This window comes from Roseovarius sp. D22-M7 (assembly GCF_037083785.1).
Lineage (GTDB): Bacteria > Pseudomonadota > Alphaproteobacteria > Rhodobacterales > Rhodobacteraceae > Roseovarius.
Window position 1 is genome coordinate 1 of record NZ_JBAPKY010000068.1, and the last position, 15,716, is coordinate 15,716.

16 protein-coding genes and 1 tRNA gene are annotated in these 15,716 nt (G+C 59.6%); 9 read left to right on the top strand and 8 right to left on the bottom strand.

Annotation, left to right across the window (positions count from 1 at the left end; genetic code table 11):
* From V8324_RS19090 to V8324_RS19105, 4 genes are all read right to left on the bottom strand, one after another.
* A partial coding sequence (locus V8324_RS19090) for a hypothetical protein (RefSeq protein WP_336421497.1) occupies positions 1–723 on the bottom strand: 723 nt, incomplete at its 3' end.
* On the bottom strand, positions 720–1,208 hold the full coding sequence (locus V8324_RS19095) for a hypothetical protein (protein WP_336421498.1): 489 nt from the start codon (positions 1,206–1,208) through the stop codon (positions 720–722). The genes V8324_RS19095 and V8324_RS19090, both read right to left, overlap by 4 nt.
* A gap of 43 nt (positions 1,209–1,251) precedes the next feature.
* Positions 1,252–1,602: a hypothetical protein gene (locus V8324_RS19100; protein ID WP_336421499.1), complete on the bottom strand. Its 351-nt coding sequence runs from the start codon at positions 1,600–1,602 to the stop codon at positions 1,252–1,254.
* Between the two features lie 22 nt (positions 1,603–1,624).
* Positions 1,625–2,218, bottom strand: a complete 594-nt coding sequence (locus V8324_RS19105) for a hypothetical protein (RefSeq protein WP_336421500.1) — start codon at positions 2,216–2,218, stop codon at positions 1,625–1,627.
* A gap of 197 nt (positions 2,219–2,415) precedes the next feature.
* Here V8324_RS19105 and V8324_RS19110 point away from each other — a divergent pair, with 197 nt between their 5' ends.
* On the top strand, positions 2,416–3,417 hold the full coding sequence (locus tag V8324_RS19110) for an exonuclease domain-containing protein (RefSeq protein WP_336421501.1): 1,002 nt from the start codon (positions 2,416–2,418) through the stop codon (positions 3,415–3,417).
* A gap of 157 nt (positions 3,418–3,574) precedes the next feature.
* Here V8324_RS19110 and V8324_RS19115 read toward each other — a convergent pair whose 3' ends face one another.
* On the bottom strand, positions 3,575–4,525 hold the full coding sequence (locus V8324_RS19115) for a hypothetical protein (RefSeq protein WP_336421502.1): 951 nt from the start codon (positions 4,523–4,525) through the stop codon (positions 3,575–3,577).
* Positions 4,485–5,726, bottom strand: coding sequence for a hypothetical protein (locus V8324_RS19120; RefSeq protein WP_336421503.1), 1,242 nt, complete (start codon positions 5,724–5,726; stop codon positions 4,485–4,487). The genes V8324_RS19115 and V8324_RS19120 overlap by 41 nt, the downstream gene beginning before the upstream one ends.
* A gap of 340 nt (positions 5,727–6,066) precedes the next feature.
* Here V8324_RS19120 and V8324_RS19125 point away from each other — a divergent pair, with 340 nt between their 5' ends.
* The 8 genes from V8324_RS19125 to V8324_RS19160 all read left to right on the top strand — a co-directional run bounded on the left by V8324_RS19125 (position 6,067) and on the right by V8324_RS19160 (position 14,824).
* Positions 6,067–6,519: a DUF2924 domain-containing protein gene (locus V8324_RS19125; protein ID WP_336421504.1), complete on the top strand. Its 453-nt coding sequence runs from the start codon at positions 6,067–6,069 to the stop codon at positions 6,517–6,519.
* A complete protein-coding gene (locus V8324_RS19130) occupies positions 6,516–7,826 on the top strand; it encodes a recombinase family protein (protein ID WP_336421505.1) in 1,311 nt (436 codons plus the stop codon). Before V8324_RS19125 ends, V8324_RS19130 begins: the two co-directional genes overlap by 4 nt.
* Positions 7,823–8,206: a hypothetical protein gene (locus V8324_RS19135; RefSeq protein ID WP_336421506.1), complete on the top strand. Its 384-nt coding sequence runs from the start codon at positions 7,823–7,825 to the stop codon at positions 8,204–8,206. The genes V8324_RS19130 and V8324_RS19135 overlap by 4 nt, the downstream gene beginning before the upstream one ends.
* Before the next feature lie 407 nt (positions 8,207–8,613).
* Complete coding sequence (locus tag V8324_RS19140; protein ID WP_336421507.1) at positions 8,614–9,657, top strand: DNA adenine methylase; 1,044 nt, start codon at positions 8,614–8,616, stop codon at positions 9,655–9,657.
* A gap of 92 nt (positions 9,658–9,749) precedes the next feature.
* Positions 9,750–11,876, top strand: coding sequence for an N-6 DNA methylase (locus V8324_RS19145; RefSeq protein WP_336421508.1), 2,127 nt, complete (start codon positions 9,750–9,752; stop codon positions 11,874–11,876).
* Positions 11,873–12,418, top strand: coding sequence for a hypothetical protein (locus V8324_RS19150; RefSeq protein WP_336421509.1), 546 nt, complete (start codon positions 11,873–11,875; stop codon positions 12,416–12,418). Before V8324_RS19145 ends, V8324_RS19150 begins: the two co-directional genes overlap by 4 nt.
* The gene (locus V8324_RS19155) at positions 12,411–13,529 is read left to right on the top strand and encodes an AAA family ATPase (protein WP_336421510.1); all 1,119 of its coding nucleotides are present in this window, start codon (positions 12,411–12,413) and stop codon (positions 13,527–13,529) included. The genes V8324_RS19150 and V8324_RS19155 overlap by 8 nt, the downstream gene beginning before the upstream one ends.
* 5 nt (positions 13,530–13,534) lie before the next feature.
* Positions 13,535–14,824, top strand: a complete 1,290-nt coding sequence (locus V8324_RS19160) for a 5-methylcytosine restriction system specificity protein McrC (RefSeq protein WP_336421511.1) — start codon at positions 13,535–13,537, stop codon at positions 14,822–14,824.
* Positions 14,825–15,367: 543 nt separating this feature from the next.
* Here V8324_RS19160 and V8324_RS19165 read toward each other — a convergent pair.
* Positions 15,368–15,457 (bottom strand) — tRNA-Ser (locus tag V8324_RS19165).
* Between the two features lie 6 nt (positions 15,458–15,463).
* On the bottom strand, positions 15,464–15,715 hold the full coding sequence (gene tnpB, locus V8324_RS22495) for an IS66 family insertion sequence element accessory protein TnpB (RefSeq protein WP_442970582.1): 252 nt from the start codon (positions 15,713–15,715) through the stop codon (positions 15,464–15,466).
* Position 15,716 lies beyond the last annotated feature (1 nt).

Genomic DNA, 15,716 nt, shown 5'->3' on the forward strand with positions numbered 1-15,716 from the left:
CTTGGCATCGAGGTCGTGAAACGGGGCATCCTGCGCCTCGCGCATGCCTTGCCGCGCGAGCGCGAGGTTCTCGTCCGTGGCCCATTCGGCAAAGGCGCGGAACGTGCCGGTCACATGCTGCCAGGCCGCCTGTTCGGGCGAGGGCGGGACGTAGAGGGGGTTCCGCCGGCTGGTCCTGCGCTGCGGACGCATCCCCCGCATGGCGGCATCCGTGACCATCTTGCGCATGGCGGTGCGGTTCGGTTCCTCGCCGCGCTCCAGTCGCTCGTCGAGCGTGCGGCGCACGATGCCGGGATCGTTTGTCTCGGCATCGCGGAGCTGACGGGCCTCAAAGATCTGGTCCCGGCGCAGGCCGAGATCGGCGGCGGTCGCGGGACGAACATCGTTGGAAACATCAACGATGTCGGTGCGCACCGATCCGCTTGCCACCTCACCCCGCGCCTGCGCCGCATCGTATTCGTCGGCCAGACGGCGCTTGGCGGCCGCCTCGATCTCGAGCGCGTCGGCCTGTGCGCGGTGCGCGGCGGCAACCAGATCGTCATGCGCCGACTTGGCGCTTTTCATGCGTGCGGTGCGCTTGGCCACGTCATAGGCCAGTCCGGCCGCTTCTCGGGCCTCCAGAACCTCCGCGGCGGTCCTGGCCCCCGACAGCATGGTCGCGGCGCGCTCGATCAGGCTGGGAAGGTCCGGAGCGGGGTTTGGGATGTAGGCCAGCGCGGTCATTGCGCGGCCTCGTTCGGCTCGAGCGTGACCTTCAGCGTGCCGGTCTTCACCGTGCGCGCCGGCTCGAATTCGGCCCGGATCGTGTCGGGCCAGGCGGTGTATTTGCGCTCGGGCACCTTGATCGCGATGTCGACATACTGGGCGGGATCGTCGCCGGTGGCGCGGATCCGCTCGACCACCGTGGCCAACTTCGCCTGATCCCAGTCGACGCGCTTGGGCAGATCCGCGACGATGGTGAAATCGCAGTCATCGAACCTGACCGTTCCGGTGTCCTTGCCGCGCGCCTGCCGTTCCTCGGCGGCGCGCTCGGCGTAGCGCACGCTCAACGCGCCATCGAGGCGGGTCTTTGCGGCCTTGTCGCGCTTGAGGCGCGCGTCGATCTCGTGATCCAAGATAGCCAGCAGTTCGACCGGCATCTGCGCGATGTCGTGGAGATTGATATCCGGAAGGTCGTCTGGCGTGGGGATGTTGTCTGGAAATGGCATGGCTGAGCCTCCTTGATTTGCGGGTTGGGCTTGGGTGGGGGTGTCAGGCTGCCTGCGCGTCGAGCAGCAGCGCCGACAGTGACGCGGTGGCGGCCTTGGGCTTCGGCCGGGCGATGGCGATGTAGGCGAAGCGGTCGGGGCCCTCGCGCTCCTGCACCAGGTGAACGAGTCCATTTTCGGCGGCCCAGAAGGCGCGGCTTCCCAGCCGGGCCAGTTCAACGCGCTGCGCATCCGGCAGGTGCGAGATCGCCGGAAAGGTGTCGAGCACCAGAAAGCCACGGTGATATTCCAGCCGATCACCGGGCACCGCCTGTGCGACCCATGCGCAAAACTCGATCTCGGTCAGCGGACGGCTGGTTCGAACTGTGGTGATGGGGGTGTTTTGCATGAACATGATCTCCTCCTTTCCCCTCTACTCAGGCGGCTGCGAAATCGTCCCAGGCCGGACCGAGCCCGTGGGCGGTGAGGACGTGACGAAGATCGGAGAGGCGGCGGTAGAGGGCAGACCGGCTGCCCAAACCCTCGGCCGCAAGCATGGTGACGGAACGATGCGCCAGCTCCGCGCAGAAGCGGCGATCCTCGGGAGGGAGGCGCGCGAGGGCGGTTTCGAGGGCGTGGTGAAGTTCGATGACAGCGGCCGCGCAGCAGGTCTGGCCGTACCAAGCGGCAAGCCCGTCGTCCTCGGTCAGCGTGTTGCCGACCGGTTCGCGGGCTCCGGCCAGCGGCACCTCGAGCGAGAGCAGTGACCCGCCCTGCGCACGACGCTGGCGGTGGTGACGCATCGCAATCCGCGAGGACTGGTTGCGCAGGACGATATTGGCGAAGGCGCCGATGCTGCCGCGCGAGGGATCGTAGGCGGGCAAGCGGCGCAGCAGATCGACCAGGAGGTCCTGGCCCAGATCCTCGCGCTCGCAGAGCGGCAGGGCCAGCTTGCGTCGCAGCCGTTGCGCCGCCGCATCTGCCTCTCGGATGATGGTTTCAATGTCGTCGGGGGAGAGTTCGATCTGCATCGCTGTGCGCCTCGGTCATCGTTTCTGATGAGCCCAAGGTGCCGGATTCGGTCGTTGCGCTGGTGGGAACGGTGTGGGAATAAGGTGGGGGTTTTGTGGGGCCGTGATACTGCGCCCCAAGCAGTGTTCCCTCCCTCGGGTAGCTTGGTCCGCGAGCGAGAGTAGCCGGGTTCACTATATCAATGAGGTGACGTTTCTTGGGCGATATCAGAAGTGCGCTTGCAGATGAGTTAAATGAATTCGGCCCTGAGAGGATTCGTGACCTATTGGAGGCTCATGGATACCGGCTGTCGCGCCGCATCCGGCCCGCATATTTCGTCGGGTTGCCTAGCCTGGAAGGCGAACACGAGTATCGCGGAATAATTCTCGACGTTGAGACAACCGGGAAAGTCGTAGGCCAGAGTCAAACGATACAATTGGCAATGCTCGAGGTGTTTTTCACGGCTCGAGGCATTTCGCGGCTTGGCGAGTTGTTATGCGAACTCAACGACCCTGTTGCTAAGATACCCGACGAGGCGGTCGCGGTGCACGGCCTAACGAATGAAAAGCTGAAGGGCCATGCGTTCTCAAATGAAAGAATCCGAGAATTTCTGGATGGAACGGAGGTCGTAATCGCGCACAACGCAAACTTCGATCGAAAATTCGTTGAGCGAGACCTTCCAAACGCTGGCTTCGATACCCTTCCGTGGGCGTGCTCGTTGCACGACATTAATTGGGCAGCGCGGGGGGTGGGCTCCTCAAAATTGGAGTACATTGCACTTTCTCAAGGTGCCTACTACGGTGCCCATGATGCTGGCGAAGACGTGCTCGCAACCGCCTTTTGCCTCAACGGAGCACCAATGGATCATGAGCATACGCCGTTCGCGGAGATGCTGCGTAATGCGCGACGCGACACCGTCCGCATCACGGTCCGCGGTTCCAGATTGATCGGCGGGACAAGTAGTAAAATCAAGGACCGAGGGTATGTCTGGAGCGGGGACGATGGATTGGAGCTCGGAGGACGACCCAAACGCTGGTGGCGGGAAATCTCAGGAGATGACGCATCGACCCGAGAAGAAGCAAAGTGGCTGCGCCAGAACGTCACGGCTGATACGGAATTTGACGCGTACCGTCTAAACGCCCGAAACCGGTTCTCCGGCCGGGTCGGTGATGAGGTAGTGATTAAGTTCGATCGGATGGGCGTGGCGAATTTCTCATAGACTACCAACGGAAGAAGGCTTGCGATGCACGGTCAGCGCGCCGACCTTTCGAGATTTCCGTCATTGGCATAGTAAAAACTGCAGTGATGTCTGATGGGGCAGCGCCCTCGCGACCAAGAGCGAACGAAATGCAGATGGCGGGTGGGTCAGTACTGGTTCAACAGTCAACGAAAATCTCCGCCGCCGGGACACCGAGCCGATAGCCCCGATTGCGCACGGTCACAATCAGGGCCTTGCTCTCGGCATCGGTCAACCAAGCGGCCTTGAACGAATCGCGCAACTCGCGGATCAGATCCTTGGCTTCGCGCCCTGTCGTGCCTTCGACATGGGATGCGGAAGCAACCTGATCGCGCGATAGCGCTTTTTCGAGCAGGCGCTCGAACACGGGGAAAATCTGACGCGACAGAATGACGGAGCGACCCTCCCATTGAACCTCGGCTGTTGCCCTTCGCACGCGAAGCACGGGTGCCATTGGAATGGGATTTAGTGCGGCGGCGTCGATCACGACACCGAGGTTATTCGAAGCCGGGGTCAGCACCGCGAGGATCTCGACCAGATGGAAGCCCGCATCGTGATGTCGCCGTGCAGCCTCCGGTGGCAACTCTGGTGCGAGGATGGTGATGTCCGAGCCCTGCGCCGCCTGGCGCAACAATGCGATGACGCCGTCGCCGGTCAGGGCTGCAGGCTCAAACGCTAGAAACACCGCGCGTCCCGATGACGTGTCACCGAGCCGCCAGACCTTCTCCGCGGCGCGTTTCGGGGCGGCGCGGAATCCCGCCGCGACGCCGATCACGGATGCCAGCCCCTCAGCGCCAATGCGGAACACGCGCACATCGTCTTTGGTGAGTTCCATATCATGTCGGCGATCAAGCGGACATTCAGCCCGATATTCATCGCCTGCTTTCCAGATCGGTCGACAGGGGAGCCCGCACTCGCAGGCATCGCAGACCTCCCAATCGGAGAGCGGCGCCTGTTCGATGAGGACACGTTTCGCCAGAAGCCGGTCGAAGACCGGACCAAAGAACGGCGCGGCAAGATCGCCAGGCAGGATCGCGTCTTCGCCAGCTTCACTCAGCCGGGTCAATAACCTCAAAATCATCTCTGTCATTCATCAGCCCGTTCCGTTCGATGAGGGTCATCACCCGCGCCTCGTGCTGGGTGCGGCGGAACTGAACGACACCCGGTGGTCTGATCTTGACCGTTACCTGTGGCTGGCGCTTGCCCTCGCCCTTGAACAGGATCCGGAACACGAGTTCGCCCAACCGCCATGCACCGCCGAAGGATACCGGCGTGCTGCCAAAATGCTGGAGCGCGTCACCGCCGAGATCCCGTGAGCGCAGCGTGCGCACCACGCGGGGATATCCCTTCTTGCCGGGCGCCATCAGGTCGGCGGCCGCCTCGATGATCAGCACCTTGTCGATCAGCGGATCGTAGGCGGCATCGAAGGCGAAACCCGGTCCGGCCAGTTCAACCGGGCGCAGGGTATAGAGGTCCTGCGCATCGTCGCCGTCGAAGAAGCCGGGCCTGTCGAGAATGATCGAGGCGAAGAGTTCCGCGATCTCGGGCTGATGCGCCTTTTGGATGCGGGCCAGTCGTAGCATGCCGGTACTTTCCGAGTATCGCAGCACCGCGTGCTTGATCTGGCGCACGCTGATGACCCGTTCGACCTGGCCATCGACAACCGGCATTGTCGAGACCATGGAGCCATGGCTGACCACGAGGTTGATCTCGCCTCCGTCATCATAGTCGCCTACCCGACAATAATCTCCAAGAAACGCGTCACAGAACAGTTCGGCAACGGCGGTTCGGAACGCCTCGACCTTATCCTCCGTCAGATCGATTGCGACGCCACGTTCCCGCCCGGCGTATTCGTGCAGGCGGTCCGCAGTGAGCATCGCCATATGGTCGGCGGCCGCGTCAAAGAGGTCGGGATGCTCCAGAAACACCCGAACAGCGATGTGCTTGGGATCATGTGCCTTGTTCGGCGCGTCCTCGTCCCCGGTCTTCATGTCGGGGAACAGATCGATGCCTTGGCGCTTCGCTTGGGTCTGAATGATCTCGAGGCCACGGGCGTCACCTAGTTCGGCGATACGGTGCAGATCGCCGCGCAGTCCTTCGGGATAGCTTTCCTCTGCACCGGTCAACAGCGTCTGCAGCGCCTCGCGCGCGGCATCTTCCTCTTTGTCCAGCAGGTCGACGGAAAAGTCTTTGTACTTGCCCTCGTGCCGCGCCAGCAGCGGCTTCATCAGGGCGAGATCAATGGTTTTGATGAACCGGGGGTTCACGAACTTCTTTAAATTGCCAGCCACGACGAATCCCCTTCCTTTCTCGACTGGTGTTCTGGCTATGTTCTGTCACGTGATTCTTCAACCTTTGCAGGTTCGGCTGGGACAGTTTTCGATGCGGGTGAGTAGAGGTCAAAGGAGACCACTCACCCAAGGCCCATGACATGAAACGCCCCAACGCCCTGCCAGCAGACCAGATGACCCCTGCCGAGCGCCGTGCCGAGTTATGCGGGCTTCTGGCCCTTGGGCTGGTGCGGCTGCGCCAGTGGGATCACATGCAACCATCTGCGGATACAGGAGAAAGTTGCCTACACTCTCCGCCCAACCGATGCCTTCATGCAACTCCAACGCATGAGGAGGCACCATGACAACGCACGATCCCATCCCCGCGCGCCTGGCCGCGCTCAAGACCATCCCAACGCCGGACCTGAAAAAGCAATGGCGCGACCTGTTCGACAGCGAGCCGCCGCCGTTCAACCGCCGGTATCTCGAGAGCCGGCTGGCCTATCGCATCCAGGAACTCGCCTATGGCGGGCTGAAGCTCGAAACGACCCGGCGGCTGGAGCGGCTGGGCGAGGAACTCGACGGCGGTGATCGCAAGAAGAGCCGCATCCGCGCGGACCTGAAACCCATCACCGGCACACGCCTGCTCCGCGAATGGCAGGGTGTCGAGCATGTCGTCACCGTCACCGCGGACGGCTTCGAATGGCAGGGGCGTCCCTACAAGTCGCTCTCGGCCATCGCGCGGGCGATCACCGGCACGCGCTGGAATGGCTGGGTCTTCTTCGGGTTGAAGAGCCGGAGGGGCCGCACATGACGAAACCGATTGTCCGCAAGCAGCGCTGCGCGATCTACACGCGCAAATCCTCCGAGGAAGGGTTGGAACAGGAGTTCAACTCGCTCCACGCCCAGCGCGAGGCGTGCGAGGCCTACATTGTCAGCCAGAAGGCAGAGGGCTGGGTGCTGGTCCGCGATCAGTATGATGATGGCGGCATTTCCGGCGGCACGCTGGACCGGCACGGCCTGCAGCGTCTGGTGGAAGATATCGAGGACGGGCTCGTCGACGTAGTGGTCGTCTACAAGATCGACCGCCTCAGCCGCTCGCTGGCCGACTTTGCCAAGCTGGTGGAGGTATTCGATCGAAATGACGTCACTTTCGTCTCGGTCACGCAGTCGTTCAACACGACCACGTCGATGGGCCGGCTGACGCTGAACATCCTGCTGTCCTTCGCCCAGTTCGAGCGCGAGGTGACGGCCGAGCGCATCCGCGACAAGGTCGCCGCCAGCCGCAAGAAGGGCATTTGGATGGGCGGGGTGCCGCCCTACGGCTACCGCGTCGAGAACCGGAAGTTGCTGGTCGACGATGACACTGCCACGAATGTGCGCTGGATCTTCGCGCGGTTCCTCGAGATCGGCTCGGGCACGGAACTGGCGCGGGAGGTGGGCAAGCGTGGCATCCGCACGCCGCGTGGCAACCGGATCGACAAGAAGTACCTCTACCGGATGCTGAACAACCGTGCCTATATCGGGGAGGCGGTGCACAAGGGCGAAAGCTATCCCGGCGAGCACGACGCGGTAATCGACCGCGAGACGTGGGATCGCGTCCATGCGATGCTGCAGGAGAGCCCGCGGAAGCGAGCCGCCCGCACCCGCGCCAACACGCCCGCGCTGCTGAAGGGGCTTCTGTTTGGGCCCGATTGCGCGGCGTTCTCGCCGACGCACACCCGCAAGGGCGGGCGGCTGTACCGCTACTATATCAGCCAGACGGTGCTGAAGCATGGGGCAGGATCATGTGCGGTGGGCCGCGTGCCGGCCGGCGAGATCGAGGCCGCAGTCATCTACCAACTGCGCACCGTGTTCCGGCACCCCGAGATCGTGGCAGGCACATGGAAGGCGGCGCGCGCCCATGCTGACGACGTCACCGAAGCCGACGCCCGCACTGCCCTTCAGCAGCTCGACCCGCTGTGGAACGAACTGTTCCCGGCGGAGCAGGCCCGCATCGTGGCGCTCTTGGTCGAGCGCGTGGACATCGGCACAGACGGGCTGAACGTTCGGCTCCGCATCGACGGCCTCGCTGGCCTCTCCCGCGAGATGCTGGCGGGCGGAATCGGAGAAGCAGCATGACGCGCGGCACACCGATCCCCGAGACCGTCACGCTCCACGTCCCGTTCCGCGTGGTGAAGCGTGGCGGACGGAAGGAGATGCAACTGCCGGAGGGCGCCAGCCACACGCGCCGGACGGACAGCACGCTGGTCAAGGCGCTGGCCCGCGCTTTCCGCTGGAAGCGGATGCTGGAGTCGGGCGAGTTCACCACCATTGCCGAACTAGCCGAGCGCGAGGGTATTGCGCCATCCTACATGACCCGCGTCCTGCGCCTGACACTCCTCGCGCCGGATATCGTTGAGGCGATCCTGGACGGCACCCAGGCGCCGGAGGTGACACTGGCGCGGATGTTGAATGACGTGCCGTTGGTGTGGGAGCGGACGGAGTGGAGGTTAGACTGAACGGCAAGCAAGGCTCAATCCCGCCAGTCGGCGTCGCCCATCGCTGCGTAGCAGCTCCCCTACGGCAGGACCAAGGTGCACCCTGATGCAGCTCCGACACTCAAGCTCCTGGCGATCGAGCGAAAAGTCCAAGATTAGAAATGCAGACCCTACGACGAACGGAGCGCAAAAGCCGGGCAAGTCAGTAGCACCCATGCTGCGCGAGCCTACTATATATTGCGTCTTGGTCGCCGTATGTGCAATGTTGTAGAAGTAGACCAACCTAGGCCCACGCTATCCAATCCGAACGAGCAAACCATCACTGTTAACGCCTGAGCAGTCTGCATGCGCTAAGAAACGATCCATGCCACCCCGCTCATTTCCCGGCATGGCAACAAAAATCAAGCAAGGCAGGGAGATCCGCACGTATGTCATTCCGGTACATTGGCTCCAAGGCGCGTATCGTGGAAGCCATCATTGATCACATCGGCGCGCCTGACGGTGGTGTGTTCGTGGATGCCCTCTCGGGGACAGGAGCAGTTGCCGAAGCAGCGTCTCGCGCTGGCTGGCCCGTCCACGTGAACGATCACTTGGCTTCATCGGCCATCATGTCCCACGCGCGCGTGACGTCCAAAGCCGACATTCCCTTTAAAGAGCTTTCGGGCTATGACAACGCAATTGCCGCTCTGAATGAAGCACAGCCTGTACGAGGCTTCATTTGGCGCGAGTACAGCCCGGCATCATCAGATCATTGCGACGTCTCCCGGATGTATTTCACCGACGAGAACGCCCAAAAAATCGATGGCATGCGGCAGAAGATCCGCGCCTGGCGGCAAGGCGATATGATCACGCCACATGAAGAACATGTTCTCATTGCCGACTTGATGCGCGCTTCAAACCGTATCGCGAACACCGCCGGAACCTATGGCTGCTTCCTGTCCAAATGGCAGAGGCAATCGCTAGATGCCTTGGTGATCGAGCCTGGCGAATATCTCGAAGCCTCTCCGCATGCGACCATGAGCACGCGGGACGTTCATCAGGTGCCGTGCGCGCCGGAGGATACAGTCTATCTAGACCCACCCTACACCAAACGCCAATATGCAGCCTATTACCACATTCTTGAAACCATTGCCCTTGGTGATGAGCCTCAAGTGGAAGGGGTCTGCGGTATTCGCCCTTGGCGAGAAAAAGCATCTGACTTTTGCTATAAAGTCAGAGCCGCGAAGGCTATCGAGCGCCTTATTTCGGAACTTCCGGCTCGCCGTGTTTTCCTTTCCTATAGCACCGAAGGTCACGTCCCGATCAAATCGCTTTCCGATTCTCTAGCTGGCATCGGAGAACTCAGCGTTCATTCGCTCCAGAGTATCGGTCGCTATCGTCCCAACAAAGCCGCTAGCAAAGCCGCCTCCGACGTCGGAGAGCTGCTTTTCTGCATCGAGAAGACCAGAGAAGCAAAGCACGCCGCCGCATGAAACCATCGAGTACAGTTGAGGGTAAGCGCCTTGCAAAGGCCCATGCCTACATATCGCAATGCCTGAGACGCTATCGCGGGAGTAACCATGAGTTGCGCTTCCAACTATTGGAAGCGGCATCTGCTCGCCTTGGTGGCTTTGATTTTCAAACATTTTGCTCGAAGTTCGCGATCAAACCCTTGGTGGCCCCTGAGCGCCTGCTTGATGATGCGAAAGCTCTTGTTCAGCTCTTGGATGATACCGGCACCCACCCCGCGCTTTGCTTGAGCGCGCTGGCTCGGGAAGCACTCGATCACAGTGAGCAGCGAAATAGCGGCGCGTATCACACGGATTTTCGGCTAGCCCTGCATCTCGCTCACAGCGTTGAGGTGCATTTCACGAAAGGGGCAAAGGTTCTTGATCCGGCCTGCGGTGCCGGGATATTGCTGACTGCCGTTTCCATCGTAGCCTGTGGACCGGATCGTCTGCTGGCCAGCGAATGGCTTCGTGAGTCCGTTTATGCCGCCGATCTTTCACCGCTCGCTTTGCGCGGCACTCGGCTGTCACTTGCGTCGCTGACCGATGACTTGGATGCCATCGCAACGATGTGCGCCCACTGGCGAGCACAGGACAGCCTGCTTGCCCCTGACGCAACTTGGCTTGAGCTAAGCGAAGATGGTTTTGACGTAGTTATCGCAAACCCTCCTTGGGAAAAGGTCAAGCTTACAAGGCATGAATACGCCAAAGCAAACGGCGAAACCCGCGACTACGGAACGAGCTACCGCCTGCAATCTCTTGCTGGGTACGAAGAAGCCAAAACCGAGCGCGCCGCGATGGCGGGATCACTGATTGAACGCTACCCCGTCCTGGCGAAAGGCGAGCCCGATCTCTACGTCGCCTTTACCGAGCTTCTCTACAAGCTGACGCGCGTAGGCGGACACGGTGCTCTCTTGGTTCCGGCAGGCCTGATCCGCTCGTTCAGCACTGAAACTCTGCGGCGGGCGCTCGTAGAGGGTACGGATAATCTTGCCTTCACCGTAATGGAAAACCGTGCACGGCATTTCGCCATCGACACGCGGTTTAAGTTTCTAGTTGTGAATTACCGCCGCAAGGCGATTTCCAGCAAGGCGCTCGCGGCAGTGAAGATTGGCCATGCAAGAGCCAATAGCGAGCGCGTCGTACCCGCACCACAGGTACGTCTTGCGCTCAAGGATATTGAGCATTTGCGCTCAGACCTTACTCTTCCCGAGGTGCGCTCGGCAGAGGAATGGCATCTGTTCAAGAAAATGCAGAATAACGGGTCGGTGAGCTCATCTGAGGATTCGCCTTGGTATCCTGAGTTTTGCCGTGAGATCGATATGACTCATGGCCGCCGCTACTTCGTTAAACGGCCAGAAAAAGGATGCCTTCCGGTCATTGAGGGCCGAATGGTCCAACCGCACCGTCTAGGATGCAAGTCTTATGTCTCTGGTGAAGGACGAAGCGCCGTTTGGTACAATCTCCCGCCAGGACAAAGCAGGATCGCCCCACAGTTCTGGCTGCCGTTGAGTGTAGCGTCCGCAGAAGCTTCGCGGCGCTCTCGGCGCATGCGCGTAGGCTTTTGTGATATTACGGGGCAAACCAACGAACGATCAATGATGGCTGCGTTGATCCCGCCAGAAGTCATCTGCGGGAACAAAGTACCGACGATTTCTTTCCCCAATGACCCATCGGATAATCGGCTTTTCCTTTGGCTGGCCATTGTCAACTCTCTTCCCTTCGATTGGCTTCTTCGGCGCATCGTCACGACGACGGTAAATTACTTCGTCCTGCTTTCCCTTCGGCTACCCAATCTTGATATCAATTCACTCCCTGCACAGCGCCTGATTGGCGTCGCCCGAAAATTGCATGAGCTTGACCAATCAAAAAACTCGAGCTTCGAGAATGTCTGGCGCATTGCCGAACTGCGCTGCGAAGCGGACGTTCTGGTCGCACGCGCCTATGGTTGTTCCGAGGATGACCTGCGGCTCATGTTGCAGGACTTCCCCCTGTTGGATCGCGGCCAACCCGCAATACAAGGCGAGACTTCGTCCACCATCACAGAAGATGCCCTGATTTCGGCTTGGTTCCGGAACGCAAAAACAGGAAGTGATGAATGCGCCCAGCGTACAGCACGCGCGCGCCAGCTCGGCGCGGTTCCCTATGTTAGCTCTGAGTTTGCCATTGGCCTTAAGCGCAAGAATGGAAAGTTAAGCATATGAGCGGCAATGGAACAGCGGTTGTTCGAGTGATACTTCAACGAGTAGATGAAGGCGACAAAAGGAAAGCCAAAGCGGAGTCAAATGATGCAGCCAGTGGTGGCGGCGCGAGAGACCTGAGATTTAACCCTCAGGATAAGTTCCTCCCAATTCTGGGAAAAATTTTTGCGGGGCGCAGAACTAAACGTCAGAAAACGATCTACTTTGGAGATATCAATTGGAATGATGGAGTGTCTGATAGAAGCGCTGAACTAGAGGTTTGGCCACCATACCCATCTCGACCATTTGAGTGCAAGATTGGGCGAGTATCCAGCCTTCATGTCGACAACCTTATTCAGCAGGACCCGAATGGCAGGCACTCCGTTATTATGATTTTCCAACAAGCAGATGGTGCAGTCTGGTTGTATTTCACAACAGAGACAAGTCTTCTTTCTCCCAACACTTGGGACCCTAAAATCGAAAAACTGGCACGAGTTTGGTTCAACGACGGCTGCAAGTCAGCATTTCTAGACCTGGTAACAAACGAGCAATACCCACATGTCTGATGCCAACGACATTCTGGACCTGCTGGAAAACCGCCGCAACGTCCTGCTTGCGGGACCGCCGGGCACAGGCAAGTCCATGCTGCTGAGTGAGGTTGCGAGCCTCTTTGAAGCCAAGGGGCACTCCAGCACGCCGATTCATCAACGAGGTGCACGAGTCCCCATCCCGCCCACGCCTACGACAGCCCTGCCGGGGGCAATTGGGACGTCCTCCAACCGGAAGGTCTTTCGCTGCGTTCTTCATCAGTCCAGCAAGTACCGTGATTTCCTGACAGGCGTGATGCCTGACGTCCGCACAGGTACGCCGCCGGGCACTTTCAGAATTACCGAAGGCATTCTCTACCGTGCCAGTGAGTATGCGAAGCAGCCGGACAGCGCGGCGCTGCTTATTATTGATGAAATCAACCGCGGCCCGACAGTACAAGTTTTCGGTGGAGCTATCGTCGCCATCGAATCCGACAAGCGCCTTGGACCGGACGGCAAGTCAACGCCCGCAACACAGTTCTTCGATTTGATCAATCCGGCGGACGGCGATCTGATCGAGTATGCTTTTCCATCGAGGCTCTACATACTAGCAGCAATGAACCAGGCGGATGTCTCGGTCGAGCCGCTGGATGTAGCCTTCCTTCGGCGTTGGGCTCCTTTCAATCTGGAACCCAAGTCTTCGGTTTTGCGGGCGCATTTCGGTGTTGCCGCGACACCGATGGCAAGTTTGCCGCCGAGCCCAAGTTCCGCAGACGATGTGAGCGAGGCTGCGATCCAGGCTTTTGATGCGATAAACCAAAGAATTGCGCTCGGACGAGGGCCAGAATTCAGGATTGGTCACGGCGTGCTCATGGCCAACAATGCCAAACCCTCAAACGTGGCTGACGCTCTTGCCCATTTTGCGACAGCATGGCGGACGGTCAAAAATCACATTGATGAAGCGTTCTTCGGTGACGTACGCGGAACCGCCATCGTCTTGAACGCAGATCGCGGCATTGCCGGAAACCCCTACAGCTTGGAAGAGACGTCCTTCGGGGATGCACCCCGTGCCATGATCAATGGTCCGGTGAGCATTGATACTTCGCAGGTTTATGATCTGTTCGTCGCCCTGTCCCAAAAGGCTGTTTAGTCGTCATGCGCCCATGGCAGCGCTTCACAGCTATTGAGTATGCGAAGCCTTCGGCTCTCCACGAGGAAATTGCCAAGCGTAGCGATGTTTCGGCGTCCACCGCGCGCGAACTTTTGCTCCGTGCCGGAGACCGTGTGCGCGGGAACCTCGGACTGGAGAGCGTTCCGCTCTTTATTAATGCAGACCGCTATCAGTTTCAGAACGTAGCGGGTTTGCTTGTCCTGGCGTCAGGTCTGGAACTCGAAATTGCGCCTAAATTTCTCGGCAATGCACCCGGATGGCGTGAAGATTTCTTCCTTCTGGCCACGCTTTCACATCATGGGCGGCTACTCGACAACGAGGGACTGAAATCATCGGCCCGCGCGACATCTGATCTTGCGACGCTGATCGGGCGCTCTCTGATCGAGATGTACTGGAAGAACCAGCGTAGACCGCTGCGAACCTATCGCCGCTTGTCCCACAGCGAGTTTGCTATTGAAGGGGATTTTGACCCCGAGGATTTGTCTGTTCCAACAGAGGAAGGCTTTCCGCAATCGGTGACGTCGTTCACCCGTGAAAATCCCTACAACGCGGTAATCAGGGCGGCTGCGGCAGGTCTCGCGCCCATTGTTCCCGACGTCGAAACCCGCGTGCGTCTTGAGCGTCTTGCGCAACATCTGCCGCATCAACAGAGGCCATCACGTCTACAGGATCGACGGCTGCCGAGCCGTTCGCGCGCTTGGCAACCAACATTTGATCTTTCTCTCGACATCCTGCGGGGCCTTGGCGGCGCCTATGATCCCAAGAATGCTCTAGCGCCAGGCTACGTCATGCAGACATGGCAGGTTTGGGAGCAGCTCGTGTCGCTATCTCTCCGCAATGCACTTATACCCAAGAATGTGCTGCTCCAGTCACCAAATAGGCTTGGGACGCGAACGCAGGATGGGGCAGTCAGGGTGCTCAACGTCGTTCCCGACGCGATTGTCACGATTCCCAATACCACTGGTTCGCGCCGGGTCATCGTGGACGCAAAATACAAGGGGCATGTGGATCGCTCTTCTACCTCGATTTCCAATGCTGATATCTATGAATCCCTAGCGTTCTCGCGCGCGACGGGGATTTTCGAGGTGGTGCTGGTCTATCCGCGGACAGTAGGGGGCGCGCCTTCCTCTAACTACGAGGTCGGACATGCAGCAGAATTTGCAAGGGCTGTAGCAGACGGTGTTCTCATCCGGGCAGTTGAACTTGGTGTTTGTCGTATTTCAGAGCGGCGTGGCTTGAAGCGCTTTGCCGATGCACTTGCCCAGAGCCTTTAGCGGCTTCTGACGAACACTCCGCCTCGCGAAGTCAGGCTTTCGTAAACGGGATTTGACTGAGCAGTCTGAGGTGCCTTTGATGTCCTCAAAAACTGCTCGCTGGATTTCTGCGGCGTGGCCTCGAAGTCAATCGGTGCCAAGGGTAGTCATCGCAGCGAGCACGAATGGCACAAATTCCACGTTTGCCGTGCTATCACCGACGGACTGCCGTCAGACCGCTTTCAATCCAAAGCGAGCCCCAATCACACTTCTTTCATGTGCCGAACTTTTTCGGAGAATGCCCGATTTCTGTTCCATCCGACCAAACGCCTCTGACGTCAAACTGCTCAGGTGGCAGAGCACAAATTCTGTTTTGATACAGTGGCTTAGAAAGCCATTCACCAAATCGGCGCACTCATCAGGTCCGGAGAATATCGGCCCTGAGAGACCACTTCCGAGCCTCCTGGCGCAGCGGCCGGTGCTCAGCCCCTCCCGCATAACCCTCGAAAACAACGGAAAAATCCGGCCGCAGCCGGATCAGGAGAACGCTTTCGCGGTGGCAAGTGGCGGAGCGGGTGGGATTCGAACCCACGGTGCGTTCTCACGCACGGTGGTTTTCAAGACCACTGCCTTCGACCGCTCGGCCACCGCTCCTATGTCTTAGTGAATAGAGGAAACCTCCAAGATTGCCAAGTCAAGGGTAAGCGGCGTCATCCCGTCCGTGATCCCGGGCCATGTCAAGGTCGTGTCCTCAAGCCGCTTGTAAGTCATCACGAGGCCGGTCCCGTCCCAATACAAGAGCTTCAATCGATCCAGACGTGTGAATCGGCATGCAAAAGTGACCCACCTGGGTGGGTTATGATCATCTAAAACTGACCCACCTGCCACGTTAGCATCCGTGCGTTCATGCACG

What these genes read in the sequence shown, in the direction of transcription:
- V8324_RS19095 (WP_336421498.1), bottom strand. Translation starts at nt 1,208, where the DNA reads ATGCCATTTCCAGACAACATCCCCACGCCAGACGACCTTCCGGATATC.
- V8324_RS19100 (WP_336421499.1), bottom strand. Translation starts at nt 1,602, where the DNA reads ATGTTCATGCAAAACACCCCCATCACCACAGTTCGAACCAGCCGTCCG.
- V8324_RS19105 (WP_336421500.1), bottom strand. Translation starts at nt 2,218, where the DNA reads ATGCAGATCGAACTCTCCCCCGACGACATTGAAACCATCATCCGAGAG.
- V8324_RS19115 (WP_336421502.1), bottom strand. Translation starts at nt 4,525, where the DNA reads ATGACAGAGATGATTTTGAGGTTATTGACCCGGCTGAGTGAAGCTGGC.
- V8324_RS19125 (WP_336421504.1), top strand. Translation starts at nt 6,067, where the DNA reads ATGACAACGCACGATCCCATCCCCGCGCGCCTGGCCGCGCTCAAGACC.
- V8324_RS19130 (WP_336421505.1), top strand. Translation starts at nt 6,516, where the DNA reads ATGACGAAACCGATTGTCCGCAAGCAGCGCTGCGCGATCTACACGCGC.
- V8324_RS19135 (WP_336421506.1), top strand. Translation starts at nt 7,823, where the DNA reads ATGACGCGCGGCACACCGATCCCCGAGACCGTCACGCTCCACGTCCCG.
- V8324_RS19140 (WP_336421507.1), top strand. Translation starts at nt 8,614, where the DNA reads ATGTCATTCCGGTACATTGGCTCCAAGGCGCGTATCGTGGAAGCCATC.
- V8324_RS19150 (WP_336421509.1), top strand. Translation starts at nt 11,873, where the DNA reads ATGAGCGGCAATGGAACAGCGGTTGTTCGAGTGATACTTCAACGAGTA.
- V8324_RS19155 (WP_336421510.1), top strand. Translation starts at nt 12,411, where the DNA reads ATGTCTGATGCCAACGACATTCTGGACCTGCTGGAAAACCGCCGCAAC.
- V8324_RS19160 (WP_336421511.1), top strand. Translation starts at nt 13,535, where the DNA reads ATGCGCCCATGGCAGCGCTTCACAGCTATTGAGTATGCGAAGCCTTCG.